Annotated in this window: 1 protein-coding gene; it reads left to right on the top strand. The window is 37.1% G+C overall.

What is annotated here, in order from left to right; genetic code table 11:
* On the top strand, positions 1 to 6815 hold a 6815-nt coding region (locus tag AC1Q8L_RS29805), incomplete at both ends, for an amino acid adenylation domain-containing protein (RefSeq protein ID WP_492339553.1).

The raw sequence follows: 6815 nt of genomic DNA, 5'->3' as shown, positions 1-6815 counted from the left end.
TGGTAGTAGAGGCATTTGAACATGTACTTGGTATGGAAAGAGTAAGTGTAAATGACAATTTCTTTGATTTGGGTGGAGATTCGATTAAGGCTATCCATATTCTAAACAAGATAAGAGAAGCTGGATACGATAGCTCCATGCGAAATCTTTTGATGGAGAGAACACCAAAGCTAATAGCCATGAATTTATCCACAAAAAAAGAAATTATGCCTGCGGAGCAAGGAGAAATAACTGGTGAAATTTCACTGACACCAATTCAAAACTACTTCTTCGCACAAAATATGATAGATCCTGAACATTTTAATGTATGCCAAGTGTTTAAGGTTCGTGAAAAACTAAATGATCTGGCACTACAAAAAGCTTTATCTGCGTTAGTGCAGCATCATGATATGTTGAGAGCTACGTACAAAGATAAGAAACAGGTTATAGGGAAAGTAGAAGATAAGAAATGGTACGGCTTTACAAAAATAGCATGTGAATCTGAAGAGATTCAGGAAAAAATTAAGACAACGAAAGTAAAGATGGATTTGGCGGAAGGACCATTATTGCAGGCTGTTTTATTTAGTACGCCGGAGCAAGATTATATGATGTTGCTAGCTCATCATATGATAATGGATGTGATTTCCTGGCGGATTTTAACTGAGGATTTGGAGAAGGGCTACTCTCAAGCTTTGAATCAAAAAGAGATAACATTACCAGCTAAAACCGTTTCCTTTAAAGTATGGAGCGAAGGATTAGCTTATTACAGCCAGAGTGAAAAGTTAAAGAGAAGGTTAGCTTACTGGTCAGAAATAGAAAATAAATTGGTTGATGGTAAGTTAAAAGAAGATGGAATTGATGATAAATTCGAACCAAAGACAGCCGTGGCATGTCTTAATGCCGCTATCACAGAAAAGTTATTAAAAGAAAGTGCACATGCTTATAATACAGAGATTAATGACTTGCTTATAGCAGCACTAGGACGTGCGGTAAACAAAGTAACAGGTCAGAGAACGCTTGCTATACAGATGGAAGGACATGGTCGTGAAGAAACAGTAGGCTCTTTTGATTTAGGTAGGACAATAGGATGGTTCACTAGTATATATCCCGTAGTTTTAGATGAGTTAGGCACTAATATTGCACAGGATATTCGAAATACGAAAGAGACACTACGACGCGTACCAGGACATGGAATTGATTATGGCATTATAAAGAATGCAGCCATGGGTAATCCAGAAGAAATGGATGTAGAAGTGGCACCAGATATATCATTTAATTATCTTGGAGAACTAGGAACAAAGAAAGAATCTGGCGATCTATATTTCGAGTTTTCACAATTAGGTTATGGACAGGATACGAATCCTCGTAATCAATTTGGACCATCCATTAACGTCATAGGTCATGTGCAAAAAGGTAGTTTATCTATGACAGTAACCTGCAACAGCAGTCGTTATTTGGCTGAGAGAATTGAGCAAATAGGAAAAGCATATGAAGAAGAACTGATAGCAGTCGCAGAACATTGCTCTCACGCACAGAAGAGTGAGTCAACGGCAAGTGATTTTGGTGAGAGCGTATGGAAAGATAGCGAATTTTGTTATGTACAGGAAGCTGTCGAAATCCGCGGCCAGGAAATTCAACGTATCTATCCATTGGCTCCTGTGCAAGAGGGAATGCTCTATGAGAAGCTTATGGATGAATCATCTACAAAATATGTTGTTCAGCAGACGTTGCGATTGGCAGATGTAGATGTAGAGAAGATGCACAAAGCTTTTAAGTATTTAGCAACACAGCATGATATTTTACGTACAAAAATCTGTTATCGGGGAGTAAGTGTACCAAGACAAGTTGTATTGAAAGAAAGAATGCCGGAATTTAATTATATGGAAGTAGATAATGAATCGGATTATCTTGATTTAAAGGAACAAGATGTAAAACGAGGATTTGATTTAGAAGAAGATACACTACTTCGTATGAATCTGATAAAAATAAACAACAGTGGTTATCGATTGATCATGACAAACCATCATATTATTTTAGATGGTTGGTGTTTGCCAATTTTGCGTAAAGAATTATTTAGTGCGTATATGGCAACAGATGAAGAACAATTAAAAACACCTAATCAGGCTGCTTCTAATAAAATGGGTAGCTATGAAAAGTTTGTCCATTATATAAATGAAAAAGATAAAGAGACGAGCCTTAAATATTGGGAAGACCTTCTTCAAGGATATGAGACAAGGGCTGATATTCTACCTTTAGGTCGTCCAGATGAAACAGAAGAAGAGAGTCAGAGCCAAGAGTTTAAGTTAAGCATAGAGGTAACTGAACAAGCAGAAGCGATATGTGCCCAATATGATGTAACATTGAACACGCTAGTAGAAGCTTGTTGGGGCGTTTTATTGGAAAAATACAACTCAACAAATGATGTTGTATTTGGAAAAGTTGTATCTGGTAGAAATGCAGAGATTGAAGGTATTGAAGAAATCGTTGGTTTATTTATCAATACAATACCCGTACGTATATCGACAACAAACGAAGACACCTTTGCCGATTTGTTGAAATCATTACAGAGCCAGGCAATTATTGCAAATGAACACGATTTTCTTCCCTTAGCAGAAATACAGAATCATACTTTATTAGGAAGAGATCTAATTGGAACATTATTCTTCTTTGAAGGCTATCAAGGAACAAGTATAAATATTGATGGCAAATTAAATGTGGAATCCGAATATTACCGCGAACAAATTGGGTATGACTTGGGAATGACAGCATTTAAGAGTGATCGTATCCATTTTAGAATTCTTTTCAGTACAAAGCTATATAACAAGGAACAAATAAACATTATTGGTTCCCATCTGCAAAGGCTTATGGAACAAGCAATTGCAGCACCACAGACGAAATTAATCGAATTAGGCATGACCAGTGAAGCAGAAGAAATGAAAGAATTAGTACAGTTTAACGCAACGGACAGCGACTATCCAAGAGACAAGACAATTGTACAATTATTTGAAGAACAAGTAGCAAGAACCCCCCATAATACAGCAGTTGTATGCGGGAATGAGCAATTGAGTTACGCTGAATTAAATGCTCGTGCCAATCAGCTTGCATTAAAGTTACGACGGGAATACCATGTCCAGCCTGATGATTTTGTTGCGATTATAGCAGAAAGAAGTTTGGAGATGGTGATCGGGTTATATGCCATCCTAAAGTCGGGTGCAGCATATGTACCCATTGATCCATTGTATCCAGAAGAACGTATCGAATATATATTGGAAGATAGCCAGCCTAAAGCGGTTTTAATTGGTCATGGAAAGTATAATATTTCTCCTGAAAAGGTTGTTAACTTATATAGTGAAAGCAATTATGGAGAAGGTGCAGGGAATCTAGAACATGTAAATACTCCTCGTGATCTTATTTATCTGGTTTATACATCGGGTACAACAGGAAAACCAAAAGGGGTTATGGTAGAGCATCAGAATATAGTCAATCAGCAGATGTGGACACAAAGAGAATACCCATTACACGAGGGAGAATCTCTTTTAATGAAGACCACTTGTGCATTTGATGTTTTTGCCTGGGAAGTATTTTGGTGGATGTTAGCGGGTGGTAAACTTGTTATTTTGCAACAAGGAGAAGAAAGTCAAAGTGATAAGATCATCAAGGTAATTCAGGATTATAAAGTCAATGCAATCCAGTTCGTTCCTTCCATGTTCAATATGTTTCTAGAAGAATTAGATATGAGCAAAGAAAAAATAAATACTCTGCGTTATATCATTAATATTGGTGAGAAACTGAATGCGGAAAGTGTGAGACATTATAATCAATTAAGGGAAAAAGGACAAGTAAGAGCAGAACTACTGAATCTCTATGGTCCAGCAGAAACTACAGTTAATTCCAGTGGATATCATTGTCCAACAGGCTTAGATGTAGATAAAATATTAATTGGTAAGCCTATTAGTAATACACAAATTTATATATTATCAAATGAAAAAATAGCCGGAATAGGTGTACCAGGGGAATTATGTATTGCAGGAGAAAGTGTGTCGCGTGGATACTTAAATCGTGAAGAATTAACAGCTCAGAAATTTATTAAAAATCCTTTTGGTTCAGGAATGATGTATAAAACAGGTGATCTGGCACGGTGGATACCGGATGGAAATATCGAGTACCTTGGCCGTATAGATGATCAAGTTAAGATAAGAGGTTTCAGAATCGAACCAGAAGAAATTGAAAGTACTTTGATGGAGCTCGAAGGAGTTAGTGGAGCAGCCGTTGTAGTACGACAAGACAAGCAAGGAGAAAAATATCTGTGTGCTTATGTAGTCGTTCATACAGAAATAGAAGAATTAGACGAAGATACAATCAAGAGTGAATTACGCAAGAAGTTACCAGACTATATGGTTCCTGTGTATATTATTCGAATTGACCAAATTCCATTAAGTCATAATGGAAAGCTGGACAAAGCGGCACTACCAGAACCAGAATACAAGCCTAAGGAATATGTAGCACCAATAAATAGAGAAGAGAAGTTAATAGTTGAAGCATTTGAGAAAGTCCTTGGAATAACAGGAATTAGTGTCAATGATAGCTTTTTTGACTTGGGTGGTCATTCACTGAAAGTTACATTATTGTGTAATGAATTAGAAAAGACAATCGGTATAAGACTGCAGCTTAGTGAAATATTTGCTTTATCTACACCAAAACGTATTGCAGAAAGAATTGGAAGCTTACAACAGGATCGTTTTTCGGAAATACCAAAAATAGCTGAAGCAGAGTTCTATCCTATGAGTTCTGTTCAAAAGCGACTTTATCTTCTCAATGAGATAGTAGGTCCTAGTACTTCCTATAACATTTCGAATGTCATAAAATACGAAAACACTCTGGATAAAGAGCAGTTACAGGGAGCATTAGATAAGCTCTTAGAGAGAGAAGAAGTATTAAGAACCAGCTTCCATCTTATTAATGGAGAGCCAGTTCAAGTGATTCAACCAGATGCGAGAGTAGTATTGGAATACAAAGAAGCAGATACACTAGATATTCAAAATGAATATGATCGTTTTGTTTGCCCATTTGATTTATTCAAAGCACCTTTGATGCGGGTTAAGTTATTACAGACACCACAAGCTTCATACTTGATGCTGGATATTCATCATATTGTTTCTGATGGAGAAAGTCTGCCTATTATGATGAACTGGATAAGCGAGTTATATGAAGGAAATACTTTACCAATCCCAAGGCTTCATTATAAAGATTTCTCTGCTTGGCAAATGACTCAGGATATTACGAAGCAGGCGGCATATTGGAAAAACGAGTTCTTAGGCGAAATTCCAATACTTAATTTGAATACAGATTTCCAACGTCCTAAGAAAAAGAGCTTCAATGGTGCCGACGTAAAAACTAAGATTGAAGAACCAGTTTTTATGGAAATAAAAGAATTAGCGAAGAAGCATGGTGCTACGGAATTCATGACTATGTTATCAACCTTTATGATTCTATTGAGCAAATACAGTCAACAGGAAGAAATTGTAGTCGGAACTCCTGTATCAGGTAGAACCCACGCTGATACACAAGAAATGCTGGGGATGTTTGTAAACTCCTTGGCTATCAAAGGAAAAGTGAAACAAGAGGAGAGTTTTGAACAAGTATTGCTTGGAGTAAAAGAAAAATGTCTTCGTGCGTACGATAATCAGGACTTTCAATATGAAGACTTGGTTGAGGCAATAGATGTAAAGAGAGATTTATCAAGAAATCCATTATTTGATGTAATGTTCATGATGCCAGAGAGTGAAATTATGTCTGGTTCAAAGAGCATTGTGAGTGGAACATGGGTACCAATGGAAGGAAAAGTAGCTAAGTTTGATCTGAATTTAATGGTAATACACACATCAGAGGGTTATGTGGTCAACTTAGAGTATTCTACAGATTTATTTAAACAGGAAACGATAAAGCAAATGTTGGATGATTATGTTTTATTACTATCAGAAGTTATAAAACATCCAGAAGACCGTTTGCAAGAGCTACTTAAGAAAGAGGATGTTAAGAAAGAGGAGAAAGATTCGACCCAAGCAGAGCTTGATCATCGTGCCAATCATCTGGCACAGCAAGTTTCAGATTTGATGCGGGCATTGCAGCAAAGAGATCAAGCTTATTGGAAGGCAAAAGTAGACAATTTCCCGCATGCACCTCAGTTACCACTTCTTCCAAATGGGAATGCTGTAAACAACGCAACAGTAAAACGTTTAGAAACGAGAATTGCTGCGACAGACTGGGCGACTGTGAGAAACAAGGCTTTGGATAACAAAATTGCACCATCTGCGTTATTGTGCACAATATATGCGGAAGTTCTATTTAAATGGAGCAATCAATCCAATATGGCACTTAGCTTAAATCTGTTTAGTAATCAGCCTTTTCATCAAGATGGAATGTCTCTGATGGGGGATTTCGTATCGAAATTGTTGTTAGATATCGATTTATCATCTCATAGACCATTTTGGGAAAGAACTACTGAGATTCAGAATCAGTTATTTGAAGCGTTAGACCACAGATTTTACAGTGGGGTTGATTTCCTGCGTGATCTGGCTGAACACCGTGGTCAAGAAGGTCAAGCTATAATGCCAATTGTATTTACGAGTATGCTTCGTGACGAAGTAGATTTTTTCAATGCCAATATAGGTAGTAGGGGAGAATTGAAATACGGAATAAATCAGACCCCTGAAGTGTTTTTGGACTTCCAAGTTGCGGAAAGCGACGGACAATTAATTGTGACTTGGGATTATGCAAAAGATTTGTTTGATGAAGACATGATCAGTGCCATGTTTGAAACGTATCAACTTCGATTG

This window comes from Bacillus sp. GW823-FHT06A11, assembly GCF_058795355.1.
Note: the sequence above shows the minus strand (reverse complement) of the source record. Positions and strands in the feature narration are given on the sequence as shown.